This is a genomic window from Streptomyces griseiscabiei (assembly GCF_020010925.1).
Lineage (GTDB): Bacteria > Actinomycetota > Actinomycetes > Streptomycetales > Streptomycetaceae > Streptomyces > Streptomyces griseiscabiei.
The window spans coordinates 3500093-3524294 of sequence record NZ_JAGJBZ010000001.1 but is presented as its reverse complement, the minus strand read 5'-3'; the positions used below and the strand labels follow the sequence as shown (position 1 = coordinate 3524294).

The 24202-nt window shown below is 70.5% G+C and carries 21 protein-coding genes; 10 read left to right on the top strand and 11 right to left on the bottom strand.

The annotated features are described in order from the left end of the window. Nucleotides 1-28: 28 nt before the first annotated feature. Nucleotides 29-457: a VOC family protein gene (locus tag J8M51_RS15365; protein ID WP_179203431.1), complete on the top strand. Its 429-nt coding sequence runs from the start codon at nucleotides 29-31 to the stop codon at nucleotides 455-457. A 166-nt stretch (nucleotides 458-623) separates the two neighbouring features. Here J8M51_RS15365 and J8M51_RS15360 read toward each other — a convergent pair whose 3' ends face one another. Together J8M51_RS15360 and J8M51_RS15355 are read right to left on the bottom strand one after the other, a co-directional pair. Beyond that, nucleotides 624-1178: a methylated-DNA--[protein]-cysteine S-methyltransferase gene (locus J8M51_RS15360; protein ID WP_086762386.1), complete on the bottom strand. Its 555-nt coding sequence runs from the start codon at nucleotides 1176-1178 to the stop codon at nucleotides 624-626. A gap of 82 nt (nucleotides 1179-1260) precedes the next feature. Next, on the bottom strand, nucleotides 1261-2130 hold the full coding sequence (locus J8M51_RS15355) for a glycerophosphodiester phosphodiesterase (protein WP_086762384.1): 870 nt from the start codon (nucleotides 2128-2130) through the stop codon (nucleotides 1261-1263). 280 nt (nucleotides 2131-2410) lie between these two features. Here J8M51_RS15355 and J8M51_RS15350 point away from each other — a divergent pair, with 280 nt between their 5' ends. From J8M51_RS15350 to J8M51_RS15325, 6 genes are all read left to right on the top strand, one after another. Then, on the top strand, nucleotides 2411-3277 hold the full coding sequence (locus J8M51_RS15350; protein ID WP_086762382.1) for an MHYT domain-containing protein: 867 nt from the start codon (nucleotides 2411-2413) through the stop codon (nucleotides 3275-3277). 40 nt (nucleotides 3278-3317) lie between these two features. Continuing rightward, entirely contained in the window at nucleotides 3318-5444 is a 2127-nt protein-coding gene (gene uvrB / locus J8M51_RS15345) for an excinuclease ABC subunit UvrB (RefSeq protein ID WP_086762380.1), read from the top strand. A gap of 171 nt (nucleotides 5445-5615) precedes the next feature. Next, the gene (locus tag J8M51_RS15340) at nucleotides 5616-6194 is read left to right on the top strand and encodes a TerD family protein (RefSeq protein WP_086762378.1); all 579 of its coding nucleotides are present in this window, start codon (nucleotides 5616-5618) and stop codon (nucleotides 6192-6194) included. 41 nt (nucleotides 6195-6235) lie between these two features. After that, the gene (locus J8M51_RS15335) at nucleotides 6236-8302 is read left to right on the top strand and encodes a TerD family protein (RefSeq protein ID WP_267299215.1); all 2067 of its coding nucleotides are present in this window, start codon (nucleotides 6236-6238) and stop codon (nucleotides 8300-8302) included. A 289-nt stretch (nucleotides 8303-8591) separates the two neighbouring features. Then, nucleotides 8592-9593, top strand: coding sequence for a TerC family protein (locus J8M51_RS15330; protein WP_086758082.1), 1002 nt, complete (start codon nucleotides 8592-8594; stop codon nucleotides 9591-9593). A gap of 110 nt (nucleotides 9594-9703) precedes the next feature. Next, nucleotides 9704-10804, top strand: a complete 1101-nt coding sequence (locus tag J8M51_RS15325) for a calcium:proton antiporter (protein ID WP_086758084.1) — start codon at nucleotides 9704-9706, stop codon at nucleotides 10802-10804. A gap of 43 nt (nucleotides 10805-10847) precedes the next feature. Here the strand turns inward: J8M51_RS15325 and J8M51_RS15320 are convergent, their stop codons facing one another. Both J8M51_RS15320 and J8M51_RS15315 read right to left on the bottom strand, forming a co-directional pair. Beyond that, nucleotides 10848-12128, bottom strand: a complete 1281-nt coding sequence (locus J8M51_RS15320) for an MFS transporter (RefSeq protein WP_086758086.1) — start codon at nucleotides 12126-12128, stop codon at nucleotides 10848-10850. Between the two features lie 124 nt (nucleotides 12129-12252). After that, nucleotides 12253-13299 (bottom strand): S66 family peptidase, encoded by a 1047-nt coding sequence (locus J8M51_RS15315; RefSeq protein ID WP_086758088.1) that lies wholly within the window; start codon nucleotides 13297-13299, stop codon nucleotides 12253-12255. Between the two features lie 101 nt (nucleotides 13300-13400). On the opposite strand from J8M51_RS15315, the gene aroQ reads away from it, so the two are divergent. After that, nucleotides 13401-13874, top strand: coding sequence for a type II 3-dehydroquinate dehydratase (gene aroQ, locus J8M51_RS15310; protein WP_086758090.1), 474 nt, complete (start codon nucleotides 13401-13403; stop codon nucleotides 13872-13874). A gap of 25 nt (nucleotides 13875-13899) precedes the next feature. Here the strand turns inward: aroQ and J8M51_RS15305 are convergent, their stop codons facing one another. The 5 genes from J8M51_RS15305 to J8M51_RS15285 all read right to left on the bottom strand — a co-directional run bounded on the left by J8M51_RS15305 (nucleotide 13900) and on the right by J8M51_RS15285 (nucleotide 18234). Then, on the bottom strand, nucleotides 13900-14691 hold the full coding sequence (locus tag J8M51_RS15305; RefSeq protein WP_179203214.1) for an amino acid ABC transporter ATP-binding protein: 792 nt from the start codon (nucleotides 14689-14691) through the stop codon (nucleotides 13900-13902). Further along, complete coding sequence (locus J8M51_RS15300; RefSeq protein ID WP_086758092.1) at nucleotides 14688-15605, bottom strand: amino acid ABC transporter permease; 918 nt, start codon at nucleotides 15603-15605, stop codon at nucleotides 14688-14690. Before J8M51_RS15300 ends, J8M51_RS15305 begins: the two co-directional genes overlap by 4 nt. After that, entirely contained in the window at nucleotides 15602-16501 is a 900-nt protein-coding gene (locus tag J8M51_RS15295; protein WP_086758094.1) for an ABC transporter substrate-binding protein, read from the bottom strand. The genes J8M51_RS15300 and J8M51_RS15295 overlap by 4 nt, the downstream gene beginning before the upstream one ends. Nucleotides 16502-16839: 338 nt before the next feature. Continuing rightward, nucleotides 16840-17496 carry an MBL fold metallo-hydrolase gene (locus J8M51_RS15290; protein ID WP_086758096.1) on the bottom strand — a complete coding sequence of 219 codons (657 nt, stop codon included), beginning with the start codon at nucleotides 17494-17496 and terminating at the stop codon, nucleotides 16840-16842. Nucleotides 17497-17505: 9 nt separating this feature from the next. Beyond that, nucleotides 17506-18234, bottom strand: a complete 729-nt coding sequence (locus J8M51_RS15285; RefSeq protein ID WP_086758098.1) for a maleylpyruvate isomerase family mycothiol-dependent enzyme — start codon at nucleotides 18232-18234, stop codon at nucleotides 17506-17508. A gap of 224 nt (nucleotides 18235-18458) precedes the next feature. Between J8M51_RS15285 and uvrA the strand changes: the two genes are divergently transcribed. Further along, on the top strand, nucleotides 18459-21491 hold the full coding sequence (gene uvrA / locus J8M51_RS15280; RefSeq protein ID WP_086758100.1) for an excinuclease ABC subunit UvrA: 3033 nt from the start codon (nucleotides 18459-18461) through the stop codon (nucleotides 21489-21491). A gap of 110 nt (nucleotides 21492-21601) precedes the next feature. Here the strand turns inward: uvrA and J8M51_RS15275 are convergent, their stop codons facing one another. After that, a complete protein-coding gene (locus tag J8M51_RS15275; RefSeq protein ID WP_086758102.1) occupies nucleotides 21602-22174 on the bottom strand; it encodes a YceI family protein in 573 nt (190 codons plus the stop codon). Nucleotides 22175-22274: 100 nt separating this feature from the next. On the opposite strand from J8M51_RS15275, the gene J8M51_RS15270 reads away from it, so the two are divergent. Further along, a complete protein-coding gene (locus J8M51_RS15270) occupies nucleotides 22275-23126 on the top strand; it encodes a helix-turn-helix domain-containing protein (protein ID WP_086757844.1) in 852 nt (283 codons plus the stop codon). A 101-nt stretch (nucleotides 23127-23227) separates the two neighbouring features. Here the strand turns inward: J8M51_RS15270 and J8M51_RS15265 are convergent, their stop codons facing one another. Beyond that, nucleotides 23228-24139, bottom strand: coding sequence for a carbohydrate kinase family protein (locus J8M51_RS15265; protein ID WP_086757843.1), 912 nt, complete (start codon nucleotides 24137-24139; stop codon nucleotides 23228-23230). Nucleotides 24140-24202: the final 63 nt, after the last annotated feature.

The following is a 24202-nucleotide window of genomic DNA, read 5'->3' as shown; positions in this document are numbered from 1 at the left end:
TGTGGTGCGGGACACCAGCCTGGGGCGCATGACGGACAACACGACTCGACTCGACCATGTCGTTCTCTGGGTGCGGGAGCCGCTCGCCGCGGCCGACTTCTACGAGAAGGCCGTCGGCCTGGAGCCCGTACGGGTCGCCGAGTACGCGGCGGGACGAGCCCCCTTCCCGTCCGTGCGCCTCAACGACGAGACCATCCTCGACCTGATGCCGCTCGCCATGGCCGAGACCCTGACCATGGTGCCCGGCGCCGCCGACAGTGCGGGCCACCCCGTCAACCACGTCTGTCTCGCCATGCCCGGCGAGGCCTTCGACGAGCTGCGGACCCGGCTGGAGGAACGGGCGGTCCCCGTCTCGGACTTCTCGTACGACTCGTTCGGCGCGCGTGGCGCGGCCCGGCGCAGCTTCTACTTCCGGGACCCGGACGGCAATGTGTTCGAGGCGCGGCACTACGCATAACCGAGCGCCGACGTCGGTTTTCGGCCAGCCTCTGGCTGCCGAAACGACGACCGATGACCGATTCGCGCCACCGCGCGCGCGTCGGTCACCTCACAGGCAAAGGTCACGCACGGGTGGGCAAAGTCCACCCATGGCTGCCTCAGAACAAGGGCTCCGGAAGCACTTCTCAGAACAACGGCTCCGGGAGCACCCCTTCCAGGGCCAGCAGCTTCCGCTTGGTCTCCAGCCCGCCGCCGAACCCCCCGATGCCGCCGTCGCTCTCGACGACCCGGTGGCACGGCACCACCACGGGCAGCGGATTCGACCCCATCGCGACACCGACCGCCTGGGCCGCGCCCGGCTGCCCCACGCGCCGCGCGAGATCGCCGTAGCCGACGACCGAGCCGTAGGGAACGCCGGACGCCAGCTCGCGCAGCACCTGGCGGTTGAACCCGGAGATCAGCGACCAGTCCAGCGGCAGCTCGAAGTCGTGCCGCTCGCCCGCGAAGTACGCCTCGACCTGATGTATCGCCTCGGCCAGCCGGGGCGCGCCGGGGGCCTCCACCGGGGTGGTGCCGAGACGGGAGGCGAGCCGGTCGAGGCTCCGGTCGCGCACCGCGTCCGTGGCGTGGAACACGACGTTGACCAGGCCGTCGTCCGTCGCGGCCAGCAGCAGCGGACCGATGTCCGTGCCGACGACGGCCCACACGACGCGCGGCTTGTCCTGCGCATGGCTGTTCATGGGACCACCGTACGGGCGGCCACCGACAACGAGTGCGGCGTGCGTCCCTTCCCGGAACGCACGCCGCCGCCCGGAACCGTCGTCAGCTCTGCGTGGCCTCTCTCACCACGTCCGGCTTGTTGGTGATGATGCCGTTCACCCCGTAGCCCGCCACCCGGCGGGCGTTCACCGCGTCGTTCACGGTCCAGGTCAGGATCTCCAAGGGCTTCCCGTGCGGACCCTCCAGCGCGTGGATCGTGGCGACGTACGAGCCGGAGATCGTCGTGTACGAGGAGTTGATCTGGTCGCTGAACGTCGCGTACTCGGGCAGGTCGGCGATGTCCGGGGTGCCGAGCAGAGCGGTCTTCACCGCAGGGCTCAGTTCGTGGACCCGGCGTACGGTGTCGGCGCTGAAGCTCTGGATCACCAGCCGCTCCAGCTGCGCCGGGGCGAGCCAGCCCTCGTTGCCGAGCACCTTCAGGGTCTGCTGTTCGATGCCCGGGTAGAGCTGCGGGTTCTTGATCTCCAGGACGAGCTTCTGGTGGTTGCGCGACACCCGCCTCATGTACTGCTCCAACGTCGGCACGCGCGCGCCCGCGTAGTCGCCGTCGAACCAGCTGCCCGCGTCCAGGCGCGCGATCTCCGCGGCGGTGAAGTCCGCCACGTTCCAGGGGGCGCGCTCCGGATAGAGCTCCTCGACGTTGGTCGTCCGGGTCAGCGTCGCGTCGTGCAGCACGACGAGCCGGCCGTCGCTGGTGCGCTGGACGTCGTTCTCGACCCATTCGAAGCCCATCTCGTCGGCCTTGTCGACGGCGGCCAGGGTGTTCTCGGGCGCGTAGGCGGAAGCTCCGCGGTGCGCGACGACCAGCGGATTGTCGGCGTCAGCGGCCGCATGGGCGGCGGAAGTGGGGAGCAGGAGGACGGTGGCCCCCAGGAACGCTGTGGTCGCGGCGGCAACTGCGCGCACGTGCATGCGTACTCCTCGCGTCGATCGATCACGGTCAGCTCAAGAGTGACAGCAGAGGGTCAACGGCAGGAGGGTGCAGGATGACCACGAATTGAATGGAGTTGCCCAAGTCCGCTCACCGGCACCGCACAAGTGGGGCAAGGGCGTGTTTCTTTGCCGGAAAATCGTTCGACCATTCCGGTGGGGGTCATACTCTCTGCGACAACCCTGACCGTTGTGGCGGTCCCGGGGCTGGGGGCATCGCAGGAAATCCAGGGACGCGACAGGGCGGGAAAGGCAGCCGCGAATGCAGGGCACGGTCGACGGCTTCAGCTACGGACTCGTCACACCGGTGGTGGCCTATCTCATGGCCTGCCTCGGTGGAGCGCTCGGCCTGCGCTGCACCACGAGAGCGATGCTGGTCGACGGCCGCTGGCGGATCGGCTGGCTGGCGCTCGGCTCGGCGGCCATCGGCTCCGGAATCTGGACCATGCACTTCGTCGCGATGATGGGCTTCAAGGTCCGGCAGACCCCGGTCCACTACGACGCGCTGACCACCTTCGCGAGCCTCGCCGTCGCGATCGTCATGGTCGGCATCGGGATCTTCATGGTCGCCTCCAAAGGGGCGACCGGCGCCGCGCTCTTCACCGGCGGCACCATCACCGGACTGGGCATCGCCTCCATGCACTACCTGGGCATGGCCGGGATGCGCCTCAACGGCACGCTCCAGTACAACACCCTCACCGTCGCCGCCTCGGTCGCCATCGCCGTCGTGGCCGCGATCGCCGCCCTGTGGGCCGCCGGACAGGTCCGCGGCTTCCTGTGGAGCGTGGGCGCCAGTCTCGTCATGGGGATCGCCGTCAGCGGCATGCACTACACCGGCATGGCCGCCCTCGACGTCCATCTGCACAGCGCCTCCGCCGCTCCGGTCGACGGCTCCTCCTCCGCGGCCCTGCTCGCCCCGCTGATGATCGGCCCGCTGGTCTTCCTGCTTCTCGCGGGCGTCGTCGTCATGTTCGACCCGTTCATGATCATGGGCAGGTTCCACGGGAACCCGGACGAGCGGCGGCCCGGCATCCCCGCCCAGCCCACCGCGCACACCTGCCGGCACCCGGAGTCCCGCACCCGCCGGGAGCACTACGAGCGCAGCTCCCGCACCCCGCAGAACCGCTGATCGGAGCCCGTTGTCAGTGCGGGGTCGTACGGTGGAACCCATGCGGCCCGTTTCCAAGATCGAACGCACGGTGGCGCCCCTCGAGGTCGTCAGTCCCTACCAGCCGAGCGGCGACCAGCCGACGGCCATCGCCGAGCTCGCCCAGCGCATCGGAGCAGGTGAGAAGGACGTCGTCCTGCTCGGCGCGACCGGCACCGGCAAGTCCGCCACCACCGCGTGGATGATCGAGAAGCTCCAGCGCCCCACCCTCGTGATGGCGCCGAACAAGACGCTGGCCGCCCAGCTGGCCAATGAGTTCCGCGAACTGCTGCCGAACAACGCGGTCGAGTACTTCGTCTCGTACTACGACTACTACCAGCCGGAGGCGTACGTCCCGCAGTCGGACACCTACATCGAGAAGGACTCCTCGATCAACGAGGAGGTGGAGCGCCTGCGCCACTCCGCGACCAACTCGCTGCTGACCCGCCGCGATGTCGTCGTGGTCGCCTCGGTCTCCTGCATCTACGGCCTCGGCACGCCCCAGGAGTACGTGGACCGCATGGTCCCGCTCAAGGTCGGCGAGGAGTTCGACCGGGACGAGCTGCTGCGCCGCTTCGTGGACATCCAGTACACGCGCAACGACCTGGCGTTCACCCGCGGCACCTTCCGGGTGCGCGGCGACACCATCGAGATCTTCCCGGTCTACGAGGAGCTGGCCGTCCGCATCGAGATGTTCGGCGACGAGATCGAGGCCCTCTCCACCCTCCACCCCCTCACCGGCGAGATCATCAGCGACGACGAACAGCTGTACGTCTTCCCGGCCACCCACTACGTCGCCGGCCCCGAGCGGCTGGAGCGCGCCGCCAACGACATCGAGAAGGAGCTGGGGGAGCGCCTGTCGGAGCTGGAGAAGCAGGGCAGGCTCCTGGAGGCCCAGCGGCTGCGCATGCGCACGACGTACGACCTGGAGATGCTCCGCCAGATCGGCTCCTGCTCGGGCGTGGAGAACTACTCGATGCACTTCGACGGCCGCGAGCCCGGCTCCCCGCCGAACACCCTGCTGGACTACTTCCCCGACGACTTCCTCCTCGTCATCGACGAGTCCCATGTGACCGTGCCCCAGATCGGCGCGATGTACGAGGGTGACGCCTCCCGCAAGCGCACCCTCGTCGACCACGGCTTCCGGCTGCCCTCCGCCCTGGACAACCGGCCGCTGAAGTGGGAGGAGTTCCAGGAGCGCGTCGGCCAGACGGTCTATCTCTCGGCGACGCCCGGCCAGTACGAGCTGTCCCGCTCCGACGGCCATGTCGAGCAGATCATCCGCCCCACCGGCCTGATCGACCCCGAGGTCGTCGTCAAGCCCACCGAGGGCCAGATCGACGACCTGGTGCACGAGATCCGGGGGCGCACCGAGAAGGACGAACGGGTCCTCGTCACCACCCTCACCAAGAAGATGGCCGAGGATCTCACCGACTACTTCCTGGAGCTGGGCATCCAGGTCCGCTACCTCCACAGCGACGTCGACACCCTGCGCCGCGTCGAACTGCTGCGTGAGCTGCGCGCCGGTGAGTACGACGTCCTCGTGGGCATCAACCTCCTGCGCGAGGGCCTCGACCTCCCCGAGGTCTCCCTGGTGGCGATCCTCGACGCCGACAAGGAGGGCTTCCTGCGCTCCGGGACCTCGCTGATCCAGACCATCGGCCGCGCGGCGCGCAATGTGTCGGGCCAGGTCCACATGTACGCCGACAAGATCACCCCGGCGATGGAGAAGGCCATCGACGAGACCAACCGGCGCCGGGAGAAGCAGGTCGCGTACAACAAGGCGCACGGCATCGACCCCCAGCCGCTCCGCAAGAAGATCAACGACATCGTCGCGCAGATCGCCCGCGAGGACGTCGACACCGAGCAGCTGCTCGGCTCGGGTTACCGCAAGGGGAAGGACGGCAAGGGAGCCAAGGCCCCCGTCCCCTCCCTCGCGGGCAGGACGGCCAAGGCGGCCAAGGGTGGGACCCGGGCGACCCCGACCGACCGTCCCGCGGCCGATCTGACCCAGCAGATCGAGGACATGACGGAGCGCATGCGCGCCGCCGCCGCCGATCTGCAGTTCGAGATCGCCGCCCGGTTGCGCGACGAGGTCTCCGAGATGAAGAAGGAACTGCGGCAGATGAAGGAGGCCGGCCTCGCCTGACGCCCCCGCCGGGCGACGGGGGAGGGGCGCGCCCCGGCAGCGGGCGCGCTGTGTTGCAAGACCGACACAAAGTGCGACACAGGCTGCGGCAATGTCAGTGCCGCTGCGTAAGGTGCTGCACATCCGTGGACTCCGCGGAAACAGGGGACAGTTCGAGAGGGGAATCAGCGCGTGACCGTCAACATGACCAAGGGTCAGGCCATCAGTCTGCAGAAGAACGACGGAGGCAGCCTGACCGCGGTACGCATGGGTCTCGGCTGGCAGGCTGCCCCCAGGCGCGGCCTGTTCGGATCCCGCACCCGTGAGATCGACCTCGACGCCTCCGCCGTGCTGTTCGCGGACAAGCAGCCCGTCGACGTCGTCTTCTTCCGCCACCTGGTGAGCGACGACGGCTCCGTCCGTCACACCGGCGACAACCTGGTCGGCGGTGTGGGACAGGGCGGCGACGACGAGGCGATCCTGGTCGACCTGGCCCGGGTGCCGGTCCACATCGACCAGATCGTCTTCACCGTGAACTCCTTCACGGGCCAGACCTTCCAGGAGGTGCAGAACGCGTTCTGCCGTCTGGTCGACGAGACCAACGGCCAGGAGCTGGCGCGCTACACCCTCGCGGGCGGCGGCCAGTACACGGCCCAGATCATGGCCAAGGTGCACCGCGCAGGCTCGGGCTGGCAGATGACCGCCATCGGTACGCCCGCCAACGGCCGTACCTTCCAGGACCTCATGCCGGCGATCCTGCCGGTCCTGTAGGCAAGCACCACAGCACCGAGCGACACAGGGGGACGAAGTCGATGACGGCCGAGCTGGTCCGGGGGCAGAACCATCCGCTGCCCGAGGTCCGACTGGAGATCCGCGTCTCGGCCGGCACGCCGATCGTGGCCGGCGCCACGCTCGGCGACGAGCACGGCCGGGTGCACGGCGTGGAGTGGGTCGCCCACCCGGGCGCGCCCACCCTGCCGGGCATCGAGGTTCCCCGACAGGCGGCGGCCGACCACCGCCTCGCCGTGGACCTCGACGCCCTGACGCCGTCCGTGCACCGGGTGACCGTACTGCTCGCCCTGCCGTCCGGCGGCGGGGGCCCGGCACGGTTCGGCGCCGTCGCCGCCCCCTTCGTCGCGATCACCGGCCTCGACGGCACCGAGGTCGCCAGCTACACCCTCACCGACCTCGAACCGGAGTCGGCCGTCGTCGCCCTGGAGCTGTACCGCAGGCAGGGCGTCTGGAAGGTCCGCGCGGTCGGCCAGGGGTACGCGGGAGGCCTCGCCGAGCTGCTCGCCGACCAGGGCCTGCCGGGGGCCCCGCAGCTGGCCGGCACCATCCAGGAGGCCGTCACCCAGGGCCTCGCCCGCTCCGTGGCCGCGCCTCCGCCCCGGCTGCCGGACGCGGACCGCCCCCGCCGGACGGCCGCGGCCGCGCAGGGCCCCGACCAGACACACGGCGGTACGACACCGCAGGGACTGTCCGGGAGCGCGACACCTCAGCAGGGACACCAGCCCACCTCCCCGTACGGCGCGACACCCCCGTACGGCTCCATGCACGACGCCACCCGGCCCGACCACGCGTCGGCGCAGCACGGGGGCGGGACCGCCCCGGCCGACCCGTCCGCAGCCACCCAGCCCGCGGCGCCCACCGCGGGCGGCCCCGTCGACTACAACCACCCCCGCAGGCAGACCACCGCGCCGCCACCGCCCCCGCCGACCGCGCCCCCGGCCCAGCCGGGGCAGCCCGCGCGCCCCGTCGCCGGGGACGCGACCGGCTGGTCCATGGAGGAGCGGCTCTACAACCAGGTGTGGGGGATGTTCGAGGACCTCGCCCGCACCACCGCCGCGTACCGCAGCGCCGTCGACTTCGCCGAGTCGCGCATGGAACAGGAGCTGGACAAGGTCCTGTCCGACCCGCGCAGCCGTATCGGCGGCCAGGGCGACGCAGCTCGCGAGGCCGCCCGAGCCCGGCACGCCCAGCTCGTCGACCAGGCCAGGGACGCCCTCGACCGCGACCTCGTCCAGCTGCGGGCGGAGGCCGAAGTCGTCGAGCCCGCCCTGCCCCCGGCGTACGCGGGCTGGGACAACCCGGTCTGGCACGGCTACCGGGTGCCGATGGAGATCCCGATGGCCCTGCGCCTGGGCGACCTCCATCTGCCGGAGAGCGAAGGCGTGCGCATTCCGATGCTGGTCCGGCTGCCGCTGGAGCGCGGACTGTGGATCGACAGCGGCCGCTCCGGCTCCAGCGACGCGCTCGTCGACGCGGACGAACTGCGGAGCCTGGCCCTGGACACGGCCGTGGCTCTCGCCGCCCGTCTGCTCGCGGTCTACCCGCCCGGCGAGTTCACGGTGCATGTCATCGACGCCGCCGGGGCCGGTGCGTCCGCGCTGGCACCTCTGACGGGAGCAGGTGTGCTCGCCGGACCGCCCTCCGCCGGAGCGGCGGGCGTCTCGGAGGTGCTGGGACGGCTCACCCAGCGTGTCGACCTGGTGCAGATGGCGGTGCGCGGTGGCGCGGCGGACGCCCTGCCGCCCGGCTTCGACGCGGCCGAGCAACTGCTGATCGTCAACGACTTCCCGCACGGCTTCGACGACCGGGCCGTCACCCAGCTCCGCTACCTCGCGGACGAGGGCCCGGCCGTCGGCGTCCATCTGATGATGGTCGCCGACCGGCAGGAGGCCGCCGCCTACGGGCCGTTGCTCGACCCGCTGTGGCGTTCGCTGATGCGACTGACCCCCACCCCCGACGACCATCTCGCCGACCCCTGGGTCGGACACGCGTGGACGTACGAGCCGTCGAGCATTCCGCCCGGCAGCGCCGTCCTGCACGAGGTGCTCGCCCGGGTCGCGGAGGCCCGCCGCTCCTGGAACCGGTGAGGACCACCGGTCCCCTCCTTGTACCAAGCCCTCGTAAACTGCTCTGACCAGCAGTTTTGATACTTTCTTTGCCTCTGCCTTTACCTATTCTTGGTGATTGGGTACTCTTTTCGTGCGGAGGGGAGTACTCCCTACTTGCTGCGGCGTACCCGTCAATACGGATCAATCCTGATCCCGGGGCGTCGGCCCGGCAACACCAGGCGTTGTGGAACGCGCTGGAGGACCGGGTGGAAGAGACCTCCGGTAGCGACGACGCTGCTATTTGCCGTTACGTACTGCCGGAGGCGCAGTGGATGTTTCCACGACCCTGTGGGTCACGACTGTTCTGGGCCTTGCCGCCCTCATCGCGGTCGACTTCTTCATCGGCCGCAAACCCCATGACGTGTCCATCAAGGAAGCCGGAATCTGGACGGTCGTCTGGATCGTCCTGGCCGCCCTCTTCGGACTCGGGCTGCTCGTCTTCGCCGGTGGCCAGCCGGCCGGAGAGTTCTTCGCGGGCTTCATCACCGAGAAGTCGCTGAGCGTCGACAACCTCTTCGTGTTCGTCCTGATCATGGCGAAGTTCTCGGTGCCCACGCAGTACCAGCAGCGGGTGCTGCTGGTCGGTGTACTGATCGCCCTGGTGCTCCGCGCGATATTCATCGCCGCGGGCGCGGCGATCCTCGCCAGCTTCGCCTGGGTCTTCTACATCTTCGGCGCGTTCCTGATCTACACCGCCTGGAAGCTGATCCAGGAGGCCAGGGCCGAGGAGTCGGACGAGGAGTGGGAGGAGAACAAGCTCCTCAAGGCCGCCGAGAAGCGCTTCGGCGTCGCCGACCGCTACCACGGCACCAAGCTGTGGATCGAGCAGAACGGCAAGCGCGTCATGACGCCGATGCTGGTCGTGATGCTCGCCATCGGCACCACCGACGTCCTCTTCGCGCTGGACTCCATCCCCGCGATCTTCGGTCTGACCCAGGACCCGTACATCGTGTTCACGGCCAACGCGTTCGCGCTGATGGGTCTGCGACAGCTGTACTTCCTCATCGGCGGTCTGCTGAAGAAGCTGGTCCACCTGTCCTACGGCCTGTCGGTCATCCTCGGCTTCATCGGAGTGAAGCTCGTGCTGCACGCATTGCACGAGTCCGGGGTACACGTTCCCGAGATCTCCATCCCGGTGTCCCTCGGAGTGATCTGCGCGGTCCTGGTCATCACCACGATCACCAGCCTGCTCGCCACCAGGAAGCAGGCGCGGGCCGAGGCCGAGCAGCAGAAGGCCGACGGCGCGGAGAAGGACAGCGTCGAGGCCTGACGAGGGCCGACACCGCACGACAATCACGGATGGGGCCCCGCACCACGGAGACGCAGATCCACGGCGTCCACCGGAGTGCGGGGCCCTTTCACGTCTGAAAGGATCACCGCATGCTCGCTCGGCTCCGGTCGCTCACGACGCGATGGACTGATGCCGTCCCGGTGGCCGCGGTCGTCCTGCTCGCTCTCACCTGGGGACGTGATCTGCCCCCCGCGGGCGTCGCCCTGGTGACGCTGGTGCTCGCGGGAGCCGTACTCGCCGCCGTCCACCACGCCGAGGTCGTCGCCCACCGTGTCGGCGAGCCGTTCGGCTCCCTCGTCCTCGCCGTCGCCGTCACGATCATCGAGGTCGCGCTGATCGTCACCCTGATGCTCGACGGCGGTGACAAGAGCGCCACCCTCGCCCGTGACACCGTCTTCGCCGCCGTGATGATCACCTGTAACGGCATCGTCGGCATCTGTCTGCTCGTCGCCTCGCTGCGCCACGGACTCGCGGTGTTCAACCCCGAAGGCACCGGCGCCGCCCTCGCCACGGTCGCGACACTGGCCACGCTCAGCCTGGTGCTCCCCACCTTCACCACCAGCAAGCCGGGCCCCGAGTTCTCCACGGCCCAGCTCACCTTCGCGGCACTGTCCTCACTGGCCCTGTACGGCCTGTTCGTGGCGACCCAGACCGTGCGCCACCGGGACTACTTCCTGCCGATCACCCGACTGGGCGAGGTGATCGCCGAGGACGACCACGCGGAGGCCCCGTCGGCCCGTACGGCCCGGATCAGCCTCGGACTGCTCGGCCTGGCGCTCGTCGGTGTCGTCGGCCTCGCCAAGGGCGTCTCACCCACCATCGAGTCCGGCGTCGACGCGGCCGGACTGCCGCACGCCGTCGTCGGTGTGGTCATCGCCCTGCTCGTCCTGCTGCCCGAGACCATCGCCGCCCTGCGCGCGGCCCGCCGCGACCGGGTCCAGACCAGCCTCAACCTGGCCCTCGGCTCCGCCATGGCCAGCATCGGTCTGACCATCCCGGCCGTCGCCCTGGCCTCCGTCTGGCTCTCCGGACCGCTCGTCCTCGGCCTCGGCGCCACCCATATGGTGCTGCTGGCCCTGACCGTCGTGGTGGCCTCGCTGACCGTGGTCCCGGGACGCGCGACGCCTCTGCAGGGCGGGGTCCATCTGGTGCTGTTCGCGGCGTATCTGGAGCTGGCGGTGAATCCGTAGCACGGTCGCCGTCGCGCGGGTCGTGGGCACGGGAGACCGGCGCTCACCCCGCGGCGGCCTCCGCCTCCGCCGCCGTCGTCGCGAGAGGGACCGGGCGGGTCTCCGGCAGCAGGGCGAAGCAGCCCAGACTCAGCAGGGCGATCCCGGTGAGATACGCGCCGACACCCCAGGGCACCCGACCGCCCTGGGCCACGGCGGTGGCCACGATCGGGGTCAGCGCCCCGCCGAGCACCCCGCCGAGGTTGTAGCCGACCGCGGCGCCCGTGCAGCGCACCCGGGGTTCGTACAGCTCCGGCAGGTACGCGGCGATGACGGCGAACATCGTGACGAACGCCAGCATCGCCACCAGGAAACCGAAGAAGATCAGCAGGGGTTCACCGGTCGCCAGCAGCGCGACCATCGGAAACATCCACAGCACGGTGACGGTGCAGCCGATCAGGCACAGCGGGCGCCGCCCGTACCGGTCGCCGAGCACCGCGGCCACCGGTGTCAGGGCGCCCTTCACCACCACGGCGCCCATGATGCAGGTCAGCATGACGGTGCGGCTGACGCCGAGCCGCTCGGTGCCGTACGCGAGGGACCAGGTCGTCACCGCGTAGAACACCGCGTACCCGATCGCGAGCGCGCCGGCCGTCAGCAGGACGAGCCGCCAGTGGTCGCGCGCCACCTCGGCGAGCGGCACGCGCGCGGGCTCGTCGATCCGCAGGAACTGCGGGCTCTCGGTGAGCGACGAGCGCAGCCACAGCCCCGCGACGGCCAGGACGCCCGCCGCCCAGAACGGCACCCGCCACCCCCAGGCGGCGAACTGCGCCTCCGTCAGGCTCGCCGACAGCGCCAGCATCACCCCGTTGGCCAGCAGGAACCCCACCGCCGGCCCGACCTGGGGGAAGCTCGACCACAGTCCGCGCCGATCGGCCGGCGCGTGCTCCGCCGTCAGCAGCACCGCGCCGCCCCACTCCCCGCCCAGCCCGAGCCCCTGCAGGAAGCGCAGGACGAGAAGGAGGAAGGGGGCGGCCACACCGATCGAGTCGAACGTGGGGACGCAGCCGACGGCGACGGTCGCGCCGCCGGTCAGCAGCAGCGAGGCGACGAGCACCGGCCGCCGCCCGTGCCGGTCCCCGATGTGCCCGAACAGCACCGAACCGAGCGGTCGCGCCACGAAGCCGACCCCGAAGGTCGCGAAGGCCGCGAGGGTTCCGGCCAGCGGCGAGAACGTCGGGAAGAACAGCGGCCCCAGGACGAGGGCCGCCGCCGTCCCGTAGACGAAGAAGTCGTAGAACTCGATGGCCGTCCCGGCGAGCGAGGCGGACGCGAGGCGCAGCATGGAGGGCGGTTTCACGGTGCGTGCAGGTTGCATGCCGCGTCAACTACCCACGGTGACGGGCGGTTACGGGGGGCGTGCGGGGGCTCGTCCGAGGCCAGAGTGTTCCGGGAGGCGTCAACAGGCCTCAGTAGGTCACCGAGATGCGCCGGGCGGGCCCGTCCACCCGGATCGCGCCCCCGTAGGGGATGACGAGCTGGGGATCGGTGTGCCCAAGGTCCACGTCGAAGACGATCGTGGTGTCGGGGGCGTACGTCCGCATCGCGCGCAGGACGGCCTCCCGCTGTCCGGCCGTGTAACGGGCCGCTTCCTCCGGGGTGTTGGGCTGCTCGAAGGACCAGGCCTTGGGGCGCCCCATCAGAAGCGCGGAGAAGCGCCGGAGCAGACCGCGCTCGCCCATGTTGCGCAGGGTGCGGAAGACCTCCTCGCCGCTCGGCAGTTCCTCCGAGGTCTCCAGGAAGAGCACACCGCCGTCGAACACGGAAGGGTCGCGCGGCACCTCGCGGTCGGCCATCAGCAGCCAGCCGAGGATCTCCAGGCACCCGCCCCAACTCCGGCCCTCCACCACGCGGTCGGCGTTCACCCAGGTCCATCCGGCGCCGGGGACGGTCTCCGGCTCCGCGTCGAAGGTCGCCGGGTCGGCCCAGTCGCGGTTGACGTCGTTGAAGCGTTCGGCGGGCCGCAGTTCGTACGGCCCCGAGGTGAACAGGGCGGCGCGCAGGGAGTCGGCGGTCAGCGGGTCCATGGCGACGGATCTGCCCAGCGAGGTCATCACGGTCCCGCCGTGATAGCCGACGATCCCGGTGCTGTACAGGTACGCCAGCAGGTTGGTGTTGTCGCTCATGCCGAAGAACGGCTTGGGGTGGGCCCGCAGCAACTCCCGGTCCAGATACGGCAGGACGGTGATCTGGTCGTCGCCGCCGATCGAGGTGAACACCGCCTTGATGTCCGGGTCTGCGAAGGCCGCGTGCAGGTCGTCGGCCCTCTCCCATGCCGTCGTGCCCATCTTCCGCGTCGTCGGATACTCGACCGGTACGAGGCCGTACTCCTCGCGCAGCCGCTCCAGGCCCAGTTCGAACGGGCGGGGGAACAGCTCGGGCAGACCTGCGCCGGGCGAGACGACGGCCACGCGGTCGCCGGGGGAGGGCTTGGGAGGGTACGAGGGCGAGGTCATGCGGGGAGGGTACGGCCTCCTGCCCGGCGGTTTCACCGTGATAAACCGGGGTCGAGCGGTGGTCCCCACGGACCGCCCACCCCGAACGGACCGGAGGAACCGTGCCCCGCAGCCTGGCCCAAGCCCCGATCATGATTCTCAACGGCCCCAACCTGAACCTCCTGGGGCAGCGGCAGCCCGAGATCTACGGTTCCGACACGCTCGCCGACGTCGAGGCGATGTGCGCGAAGGCGGCGGCCGCGCACGGGGGCACGGTGGACTTCCGGCAGTCCAACCACGAGGGCGAACTGGTCGACTGGATCCACGAGGCACGGCTGAACCACAGCGGCATCGTCATCAACCCCGGCGCCTACTCGCACACCTCCGTGGCGATCCTCGACGCCCTCAACACCTGCGACGGGCTGCCGGTGCTGGAGGTGCACATCTCCAACATCCACAAGCGGGAGACGTTCCGGCACCACTCGTACGTCTCGCTGCGCGCCGACGGGGTCGTCGCCGGGTGCGGGGTGCAGGGCTATGTGTTCGGCGTGGAGCGGGTGGCCGCGCTGGCGGGGGCGGGGAAGGCCGAGGCGTAAGCCCCGGCCTCCAGGAGCACGCCCCTTACAGGCGGCCCGCCTCCACGATCCGTCGCAGGAACCGCCGGGTGCGTTCCTGCCGCGGGTCGCCGAACAACTGCTCCGCCGTACCGCGTTCCAGCACCACGCCCCCGTCCAGGAAACACACCTGGTCGGCGACGTCACGGGCGAAGCCCATCTCGTGGGTGGCCAGCACCATCGTCATGCCGTCGGCCTTCAGATCGCGGACGACGTTCAGGACCTCGCCGACCAGCTCCGGATCGAGGGCCGCGGTGATCTCGTCGAGGAGCAGCAGCCGGGGGCGTACGGCCAGGGCGCGCACGATCGCCACACGCTGCTGCTGGCCGCCGCTGAGCCGGTCGGGGTAGGCGCCGGCCTTCCCGCCCAGCCCGAGCCGCTCCAGGAGTTCACGGGCCCGTCCCTCGGCCTCCGCGCGGGGGACGCCGTGCACCCGGCGCGGCGCCAGGGTGATGTTGTCCAGCACCGTCATGTGCGGGAACAGGTTGTACGACTGGAAGACCACGCCGATCCGGCGCCGTACCGCGTCCTGGTCCGCACGGGGATCGGTGATCTCCTCGCCGTCCAGCCAGATCGCCCCGTCGTCGATGTCCTCCAGCAGATTGGCGCAGCGCAGCAGCGTCGACTTGCCGGACCCGGAGGCGCCGATCAGCGCGGTCACGGTGTGCGGGGCCACCTCCAGATCGACGTCCCGCAGCACGACCGAGCCGCCGAAGGTCTTGCGGACGGACTCCATCCGCAGCACGGGGGCGTCCTCCGCGGCGTCCACCGGCCCCGCGCTCTCCCGGGTGTCGCTCATGTCGTCCCTCCCTGCGCCCGCTGCCGGTCCATCCGGGCCGTGATCCAGTCGGTGAAGCGGGTCATCGGGATGGTCAGGGCGACGAAGACCAGTCCCGCGACGATGTACGGCGTGTAGTTGAGGCTGCGGCCCACGATGATGTCGGCGGCGCGTACGGCGTCGATCGCACCGCCGATCGAGACCAGACCGGTGTCCTTCTGCAGCGACACCAGGTCGTTGAGGAGCGGCGGCACCTGACGGCGTACCGCCTGGGGGAGCACGACGTGCCGCAGCGCCTGCCGGTTGGTGAGGCCCAGCGAGCGGGCCGCCGCGCGCTGCGAGGGGTGCACGGACTCGATGCCGGCCCGGAACACCTCGGCGACGTACGCCGAGTAGGTGAGGGTCAGCGCGGTGCCGCCGAGCAGTACCGGGTCGACGGTCACGCCCTGGAGCCGGAGCGCGGGGACCCCCAGCACCACGATCATCAGATTGATGATCAGCGGCAGCCCCCGGAAGAAGTCGGTGTACGCGGCGGCCAGTGCCCGCAGCGGGAAGAACACCGGGCCGCGCAGGGTGCGCGCGATCGCGATGAGCATGCCGAGGGCGAGCACGGCGACACCGCAGACCAGCAGCAGCCGTACGTTGAGCCACAGTCCTTCGAGGACCTTGGGGAGCGCCTCGCGCGCGTACTCCGCGCTGAAGAACGTCTCCCTGGTGCGCGGCCAGCCGGGCGCGTTGACGACGACCAGATAGAGGACGACGGCCGTGACCAGGGTCGACAGGGCGGCGACGGCGGTGGCGCGACGGGCCCGGTCGCGCTTGTAGCGCTCCCGGTCGAGCCGTCGTCGCGAGGGGACGTAGTCGTCGTCCCCGGCGGGTGGGGCGCCGTCGCCGTCCGCGTCCTCCCGGCCGGGCTCGTCCTTCACGACCGTCACTTGAGCACCGGCGCGTCGACGGCGTCGGAGAGCCACTCCTGCTCGATCCTCGCCAGGGTGCCGTCCTCGCGCAGGGCGTCCACGGCGCTCGTCACACAGGACGTGAGGGCGCTGCCCTTGTCGAGGACGAGCCCGAACTGCTCGGGTGTGCCGCCCTGGTTCTCGAACTGGCCGACGATCTTCGCGTCCGTCACCTCGGCCCCCGTGATGTAGAACGCGGTCGGCAGGTCGACCACGATCGCGTCGATCTGGCCGTTCTTCAGCGCGGACTTGGCCTGGTCGTTCTTCGCGTACGCGGCGGCGTCCTGGCTCGGCTTCACCACGTCGTCGATGTAGTCCAGGCTGGTGGTGCCGACCTGGGCGCCCAGATGCAGCTTCTTCAGATCGGCGACGCTCGTGGCCTTCGCGGCCGGGGAGTCCTTCAGCGCGACGACGGCCTGGCGCACGTCGTAGTAGCCCGAGGAGAAGTCCACGGCCTTCTTGCGCTCGTCGCTGATCGACACCTGGTTGACGTCGAAGTCGAAGGTCTTCGCCCCGGGCGCGAACGCCTTGTTGAAGGGCACGCTCTGCCAGACGACGTCCCCCTTGTCGTAGCCGAGCCGCTTCGCCACGGCGTACGCGACGGCCGACTCGAAGCCCTCGCCGTTCTTCGGGTCGTCGTCCTTGAACCAGGGCTCGTAGGCGGGCTGGTCGGTGGCGATCGTCAGCTTGCCGGAGGTCTTCGTCCCCAACTCGCCCTTGGCGCAGGACGCTCCGGACGCCGAGGCGGAGGCCGAGCCGGAGGCGTCCTCCTCCGGCTGAGGGGCGCAGCCCACCGCGGCGGCGGCGAGCAGGGCGGCTATGGCGGCGGAGGCGGCACGGCGCGGGGAGCGCGGGACTCGCAGGACAGGACGCATGGCGTGAGATTGACAGCGCGACGTCTTGTTTGTCGAGGTCACATGGGTGATTGTCCGCATTCTGGGAACACGTGTTGCGGTCCTGTGAACGCGCGTGACCGAGGCCTGGGAAGGCTTGGGCGGGGCCGCCGGCCGAGGGCGGGGATTGACAGGCCGGCGGCCCATCCGCGCGGGAGCCGTCATCCCGTGCGGACCTGCTTCCAGTGGACTACGCCACGGCGTGCGCGGGGAGCGCGCGCGAGACACCGGCGCGTGCGTTCGATTCACACGGGGCGCGTGAGGGAGCGTTCGCGCCCCCAGTCGGGTGTCTCACCAACTGCCGTACGGCACGGGGGAGTTCACCAGCCCCGTGCGCGCCACTCCGGCAGGTGCGGGCGCTCCGCGCCGAGCGTGGTGTCGTTGCCGTGGCCCGGGTAGACCCAGGTCTCGTCGGGCAGGGCGTCGAAGATCTTCGTCTCCACGTCGTGGATCAGACTCGCGAACGCCTCGGGGTCCTTGCGGGTGTTGCCCACCCCGCCAGGGAAGAGGCAGTCCCCGGTGAACACATGCGGATGTCCGTGCGGGTCGTCGTAGACCAGGGCGATCGAACCCGGTGTGTGGCCCACCAGGTGGCGCGCGGTCAGCTCCACGCGCCCCACCCGGATCGTGTCCCCGTCGCCCACGGGGACGTCGGTCGCCACGGGGATGCCCTCGGCGTCGTCCCGGCCCGCGTACGTACGGGCGCCGGTGGCCGCCACGACCTCGGTGAGCGCCTGCCAGTGGTCGCCGTGCTGATGTGTGGTGACGACGGACGCGATCCCGTCGTCACCGATCAGCGTGAGCAGTGTGCCGGCGTCGTTCGCGGCGTCGATCAGCAGTTGCTCGTCGGTGGCCCGGCAGCGCAGCAGATACGCGTTGTTGTCCATCGGGCCCACCGCGACCTTGGAGATCATCAGGTCCCGCAGCTCGTGCACATCCGCAGGACCGCCGACCTTCACCGCTCCGCTGTACGTCATGGGGGCAGCCTATAGCGGGGGCAGCGAGGGGAGGGCCCCTCCTTCCACGTGCAGCGCGGAGCCGTCGCGACGGCCGGCGAGCCAGCCGAGGAGGTCGGCCTGACGGCCGCTGACCGTGAGGCCGGGCAGCGGCGGCCGGTAGCCGCTGTCGAGCTGTTCGGCCGTGACGCCCTCGACGGCGCCGGTGGGGAGCAGACGCCCGTCGTCCTGCTCGATCGTCAGAGCGGGGACGTCGGGGTGCTTGGAGAACCGGTGGGCGAGGAAGTTGATCTCGCGCTGGGTGAACTCCTCCGGCAGATCCTCCAGCTCGTACCCGATCCCCAGATCGACGTGATGCAGCTCCACCTCGATCCACCGCCGGAAGGGCAGCCAGGCGGCGGTGTCGAGGACCCCGTTGCGCAGCTCCACCGTCCGGGACCAGTCCTGGGAGAGCGAGGCCGCGTCCTGGAAGCGGTGCGCGCTGTCGCGCACGTCGGCGAGCTGGGTCTTCAGGGGGCGCGGCGCGTCCCGCTCGATGTCGGAGTCCCGGGCCTCGGCGGAGGCGTACATGGGGCGGCCTGCGAAAACGTTCACGAGGGCGTCCGCGTTGCGGGCGAGGTGGGCGAGGACATGACCGCGGGTCCAGCCGGGCAGCCGTGACGGCTCGGTCACACCGGCGTTGTCCAGTGCGGCGGCTGCGGTGAGTAGCCGGTCCGTCGCTTCGCACACAGATGCCAGGTCACGCGCGTGATCCATCATGCCGCCGACCCTAGCCCCGCCACACCTTCGGGTGAAGGTGGCCGACCATCGCCGTAAATCGAATGCACGTGCTATATGGTCGGTCGTGGCGTCGGGCATGCTGGAAGGCCCGGGATTGTTGTGGAACGGGGAAACAGGACCGGCGCTGTCAGTGGCTCCCCCTAGTCTGTGGAAGACGGGGGCTCCGGCCCCTGTCACTTCACTCAAGAAAGGTGCGGACCGGCGTGGCCGACCGTCTCATCGTCCGTGGCGCGCGCGAGCACAACCTGAAGAACGTCTCGCTCGACCTGCCACGCGACTCGCTCATCGTCTTCACGGGCCTGTCGGGGTCGGGCAAGTCCTCGCTGGCCTTCGACACCATCTTCGCCGAGGGCCAGCGGCGGTACGTCGAGTCGCTCTCCTCCTACGCCCGGCAGTTCCTCGGGCAGATGGACAAGCCGGACGTCGACTTCATCGAGGGTCTGTCCCCGGCGGTCTCCATCGACCAGAAGTCGACCTCGCGCAACCCGCGCTCGACGGTCGGCACGATCACCGAGGTCTACGACTATCTGCGGCTGCTCTTCGCGCGCATCGGCAAGCCGCACTGCCCGGAGTGCGGCCGGCCGATCTCGCGCCAGTCGCCGCAGGCCATCGTCGACCGGGTGCTGGAGCTGCCGGAGGGGAGCCGCTTCCAGGTCCTGTCGCCGCTCGTGCGCGAGCGCAAGGGCGAGTTCGTGGACCTCTTCGCGGACCTCCAGACCAAGGGATACAGCCGCGCGCGGGTGGACGGCGAGACCGTCCAGCTCTCCAGCCCGCCCACCCTGAAGAAGCAGGAGAAGCACACCATCGAGGTGGTCGTCGACCGTCTCACGGTGAAGGAGTCCGCCAAGCGCCGCCTCACCGACTCGGTGGAGACCGCCCTCGGCCTCTCCGGCGGCATGGTCGTGCTCGACTTCGTCGACCTCCCCGAGGACGACCCCGAGCGCGAGCGCATGTTCTCGGAGCACCTCTACTGCACGTACGACGACCTGTCCTTCGAGGAGCTGGAGCCCCGCTCCTTCTCCTTCAACTCGCCCTTCGGCGCCTGCCCCGACTGCTCCGGCATCGGCACGCGCATGGAGGTCGACCCCGAGCTGATCGTCCCGGACGAGGACAAGTCGCTCGACGAGGGCGCCATCCACCCCTGGTCGCACGGCCACACCAAGGACTACTTCGGCCGTCTCATCGGCGCCCTCGCGGACGCGCTGGGATTCCGGACCGACATCCCCTTCGCCGGACTCCCGCAGCGCGCGAGGAAGGCCCTGCTGTACGGCCACAAGACACAGATCGAGGTGCGCTACCGCAACCGGTACGGCCGCGAGCGGGTGTACACCACGGCCTTCGAGGGTGCCGTCCCCTTCGTGAAGCGGCGGCACGGCGAGGCCGAGAGCGACGCCAGCCGGGAGCGCTTCGAGGGCTATATGCGCGAGGTGCCCTGCCCCACCTGTGAGGGCACGCGCCTGAAGCCGATCGTCCTCGCGGTCACCGTCATGGAGAAGTCGATCGCCGAGGTCTCCGCCATGTCGATCAGCGACTGCGCGGACTTCCTGGGCGAGCTGAAGCTGAACGCCCGCGACAAGAAGATCGCCGAGCGGGTGCTGAAGGAGGTCAACGAACGGCTGCGGTTCCTGGTCGACGTCGGCCTCGACTACCTCTCGCTGAACCGCGCGGCGGGCACGCTCTCCGGCGGCGAGGCCCAGCGCATCCGGCTCGCCACCCAGATCGGCTCCGGCCTCGTCGGCGTGCTCTACGTCCTCGACGAGCCGTCCATCGGTCTGCACCAGCGCGACAACCACCGGCTCATCGAGACCCTGGTCCGGCTGCGCGACATGGGCAACACGCTCATCGTCGTCGAGCACGACGAGGACACCATCAAGATGGCCGACTGGATCGTCGACATCGGCCCCGGCGCGGGCGAGCACGGCGGCAAGGTCGTGCACAGCGGCTCCCTGAAGGAGCTGCTCGACAACACCGAGTCGCAGACCGGGCAGTACCTCTCGGGCCGCAAGGCCATCCCGCTGCCCGACATCCGCCGCCCGCTCGACCCCACCCGGCAGCTCACGGTGCACGGCGCCCGGGAGAACAACCTCCAGGACATCGACGTGTCCTTCCCGCTGGGCGTCTTCACCGCCGTCACCGGTGTGTCCGGCTCCGGCAAGTCCACGCTGGTCAACGACATCCTGTACACCCACCTGGCCCGTGAGCTGAACGGCGCCCGCAGCGTCCCCGGTCGGCACACGCGCGTGGACGGCGACGACCTCGTCGACAAGGTCGTGCACGTCGACCAGTCGCCGATCGGCCGCACCCCCCGGTCCAACCCGGCGACGTACACCGGGGTCTTCGACCACGTCCGCAAGCTGTTCGCCGAGACGACCGAGGCGAAGGTGCGCGGCTATCTGCCGGGCCGCTTCTCCTTCAACGTCAAGGGCGGCCGCTGCGAGAACTGCGCGGGCGACGGCACCATCAAGATCGAGATGAACTTCCTCCCGGACGTCTACGTCCCGTGCGAGGTCTGCCACGGCGCCCGGTACAACCGGGAGACCCTGGAGGTCCACTACAAGGGCAAGTCCATCGCCGACGTACTGAACATGCCGATCGAGGAGGCCACGGACTTCTTCGAGGCCGTCCCCTCGATCGCCCGCCACCTCAGGACCCTGAAGGACGTCGGCCTCGGCTACGTCCGGCTCGGCCAGTCCGCGACCACCCTGTCCGGCGGTGAGGCGCAGCGCGTCAAGCTCGCCAGCGAGCTGCAGCGCCGCTCCACCGGACGCACGGTGTACGTCCTGGACGAGCCGACCACCGGTCTGCACTTCGAGGACATCAGCAAGCTCCTCACGGTGCTGTCCGGCCTGGTCGACAAGGGCAACACGGTCATCGTCATCGAGCACAACCTCGATGTCATCAAGACCGCCGACTGGGTCGTCGACATGGGGCCGGAGGGCGGCGCCGGCGGTGGTCTCGTCATCGCCGAGGGCACGCCCGAGGAGGTCGCCGGGGTGCCGGCCAGCCACACCGGCAAGTTCCTGCGGGAGATCCTCGGCGCCGACCGGATCAGCGACGCGGCCTCGGTGAAGGCCCCGCGCAAGGCCGCCGCGAAGAAGACGGTCGCCGCCGGTACGACGGCGAAGAAGACGGTCGCCGCCAGAGCGACCGCCAAGAAGGCGGCGCCCGCGAAGAAGGCGGCTCCTGCGGAGAAGACCGTGCCCGCGAAGAAGACCACACGGGCACGCAAGGCCTGAGACGCCCCGAGCGGGCAGATCCTGACACATCCAGAAAAAAGCGGTGGCCTGCGGGAACTCCCCGCGGGCCACCGTTCGTTCATCCGTCAGCCGCCCTGGCCCTGCAGTGATCAACCCTCCTGGCTACCGGGTTCGACGAACTGCATGTCCAGTTGCACCTTGACAACATCACCGAGAAGACCGGCTCCGAAGTCCAGGCCGTAGTCGCTGCGCCGGATCTCCCCCGTCGCCTCGAAACCGGCATGCCTGCGACCGTCCCCCGGGGAGTCCACGATCCCGCCGAACTCCACGGCGAGAGTCACCGGGCGGGTCACGTCCCCTATGGTCAAGTCCCCTTCCAGTGACCACTCCTCACCCGCCCCGCGCACCCGCGTCGAGCGGAAAATCATCGTCGGACGCTTCTCGACGTCGAGCAGATCCGCCGAGCGTGTGTGCGCGTCACGGTCGGGGTTCCCGGTGTCGAGGGAGGCGAGGGCGATCTCCGCGCCCACCCGCACGTCGTCGACCGTCCCGCCGGTGTGCAGTTCGGCCGTGAACCGCTCGAACCGGCCCCGTACCTTGGCGATCCCGAGGTGCCGGATCGTGAAGTTGACGGCCGAGTGCAGCGGGTCGAGTTCCCAGTCGCCGGGGGACAGGGGAAGAAGGGTGGTGGTCGGCGTGTGCCGCGCGTCGTCCTCAGTCATGCCCCCACCCTCCGGCCTCCCGCGCCCCGGAGGGAGGCCGGGCCGAGAGTAGTAGCACGAGGGCCACCCTCGGCGGCACCGCACCCTGTACGTTCGACGGGTGAGCGACAACGAGTTGGCCGCCTTCCTGCGCAGCCGCCGCGAAGCCATCACCCCGGCCGACGTGGGGCTGCCCACCGGCCCCCGCCGCCGCGCACCCGGCCTGCGCCGCGCCGAACTGGCCACCCTCGCCGGGATCAGCGTCGAGTACCTCACCCGGCTGGAACAGGGCCGCGACCGCAATCCCTCGTCCCAGGTGCTCGGCGCCCTCGCGGACGCACTGCGCCTGCGCGTACCCGACCGCGTCCTGCTGCGCCGACTCTCCAAGGAGAGCGGCGACGGCCTGCTCTGCTCGGCGCCCGTCCCGCCGGCCCGCACCGTACGGCCCACCGTGCGGGCCCTCCTGGACCGGCTGGAGCCCAGCCCGGCCGTGCTGCTCAACTGGCTCGGCGACATCGTGGCCCACACCACCGGCTACGAGCGGTACGCCCGCCCCCTCGGACTGCTCGACGGCACCCCGCCCAACGTCCTGCGGTACCTGTTCACCGACGAGCGGGCCCGCACGGTGTACCCGGGCTGGGAAAGGCTCGCAGACGAGCAGGTCGCCCACCTGCGCCACGAGGCCCCGCTGCACGACCCCCATGTCGCCGCCCTGGCCGACGAGTTGACGGTGACCGCGGGAGCCCGGTTCACGCTGCGGCTCAAGGGCGTACCGGCCATGCCGCTGCGCAACGGCACCGATCTCGTCGAGCACCCGGAGGCGGGACGGCTGCGGCTGTCGTACGAGACGCTCGCCCTGCCGGACGACGGGCAGCGCCTCATGGTCCACCTCCCGGCCGACGAGGCCACGGCCACCGCCCTCGACCACCTCAACGGCCGCAAACCGGGCGCCCTGCGAGCGGTCGGCGGCTGACCCTGCACGAGGGCGGACGGTCGGCCCGGAACCGCGCGAGGACGGCCCGCGCGGGGCGGGAGCCGGGCGTCGCGCGGCGGGTGTCACCGTCGCAGCGGGCCCTAGACCTCGCCCACCTCCGCCGCGTACGGCGGTTCCGCACCCGCTCGGGAGCAGGTGATCGCCGCCGCGCGGGCGGCGAAGCGCAGCAGACGGGTCCAGGCGTCGGCGCCCAGGGCCGTGAGAGCCGGGTCGGAGAGGGCGTCCCGGGCCGCCAGGCCGTGCAGGAGGGCCGCGTTGACGGTGTCCCCTGCGCCGATGGTGTCGACGACGTCCACCTTCTCGCCCGGTACGGAGTACTCCGCGCCGGCCCGGGTGTGGACGGTCAGGCCGTCGCCGCCGTGGGTGATCACGACCGCCGAGGGGCCGGCGTCCAGCCACAGACGCGGGGTGCCGCCCAGCCACTCCGCGTCCTCCTCGGAGAGCTTGAGCAGCGACACCGAGGGCAGCCAGCTCTTGAAGCGGGTCCGGTAGGCGTCCGCGTCCGGGATCAGCCCCGGCCGGATGTTGGGGTCGAGCGCGGTGAACACCCCCTGGGCGGCGCAGGTGTGCATCAGCTTCTCGTACGCGCTCGCGCCGGGCTCCAGGACGAGTGAGCAGGTGCCGAAGGAGACGGCCCGGGTACCGGCGGGGAGCCGTTCGGGAGTCTCGAACAGCCGGTCGGCGCTGCCCTCGACATAGAAGGAGTACCGGGCGGAGCCGCCCTCGTCGACGGAGGCCAGGGCGAGGGTCGTCGGCTCGGGGCCGCGTCGCACCGGCCCCACGTCCACCCCCGCGTCGCGCAGGCCGCCCAACAGGGCCTCGCCGTAGGCGTCGTACGACACCCGGGAGCAGAAGGCGGTGGGGGAGCCGAGACGGCCGAGCGCCACGGCCGTGTTGTAGGGGCCGCCGCCACGAGCGGGCCGCAGATCCACGAGCGGGCCCGCGCCTTGCGGGACCAGGTCGATCAGGGCTTCACCGGCGACGACGATCACGAAGCGGGTCCTCTCTCGGGGCTCTGGGCCGGAAAGTATCGCAAAGGCGTGCGGACCGCGACA

Bases quoted from the DNA above. Each gene is read 5' to 3' on its own strand.
- J8M51_RS15295 (WP_086758094.1), bottom strand. From the start codon at position 16,501: ATGCGTCCTGTCCTGCGAGTCCCGCGCTCCCCGCGCCGTGCCGCCTCC.
- J8M51_RS15285 (WP_086758098.1), bottom strand. From the start codon at position 18,234: ATGATGGATCACGCGCGTGACCTGGCATCTGTGTGCGAAGCGACGGAC.
- J8M51_RS15350 (WP_086762382.1), top strand. From the start codon at position 2,411: ATGCAGGGCACGGTCGACGGCTTCAGCTACGGACTCGTCACACCGGTG.
- J8M51_RS15355 (WP_086762384.1), bottom strand. From the start codon at position 2,130: ATGCACGTGCGCGCAGTTGCCGCCGCGACCACAGCGTTCCTGGGGGCC.
- J8M51_RS15320 (WP_086758086.1), bottom strand. From the start codon at position 12,128: ATGCTGCGCCTCGCGTCCGCCTCGCTCGCCGGGACGGCCATCGAGTTC.
- J8M51_RS15315 (WP_086758088.1), bottom strand. From the start codon at position 13,299: ATGACCTCGCCCTCGTACCCTCCCAAGCCCTCCCCCGGCGACCGCGTG.
- J8M51_RS15305 (WP_179203214.1), bottom strand. From the start codon at position 14,691: ATGAGCGACACCCGGGAGAGCGCGGGGCCGGTGGACGCCGCGGAGGAC.
- J8M51_RS15290 (WP_086758096.1), bottom strand. From the start codon at position 17,496: ATGACGTACAGCGGAGCGGTGAAGGTCGGCGGTCCTGCGGATGTGCAC.
- J8M51_RS15365 (WP_179203431.1), top strand. From the start codon at position 29: ATGACGGACAACACGACTCGACTCGACCATGTCGTTCTCTGGGTGCGG.
- uvrB (WP_086762380.1), top strand. From the start codon at position 3,318: ATGCGGCCCGTTTCCAAGATCGAACGCACGGTGGCGCCCCTCGAGGTC.
- J8M51_RS15325 (WP_086758084.1), top strand. From the start codon at position 9,704: ATGCTCGCTCGGCTCCGGTCGCTCACGACGCGATGGACTGATGCCGTC.
- J8M51_RS15275 (WP_086758102.1), bottom strand. From the start codon at position 22,174: ATGACTGAGGACGACGCGCGGCACACGCCGACCACCACCCTTCTTCCC.
- J8M51_RS15360 (WP_086762386.1), bottom strand. From the start codon at position 1,178: ATGAACAGCCATGCGCAGGACAAGCCGCGCGTCGTGTGGGCCGTCGTC.
- J8M51_RS15335 (WP_267299215.1), top strand. From the start codon at position 6,236: ATGACGGCCGAGCTGGTCCGGGGGCAGAACCATCCGCTGCCCGAGGTC.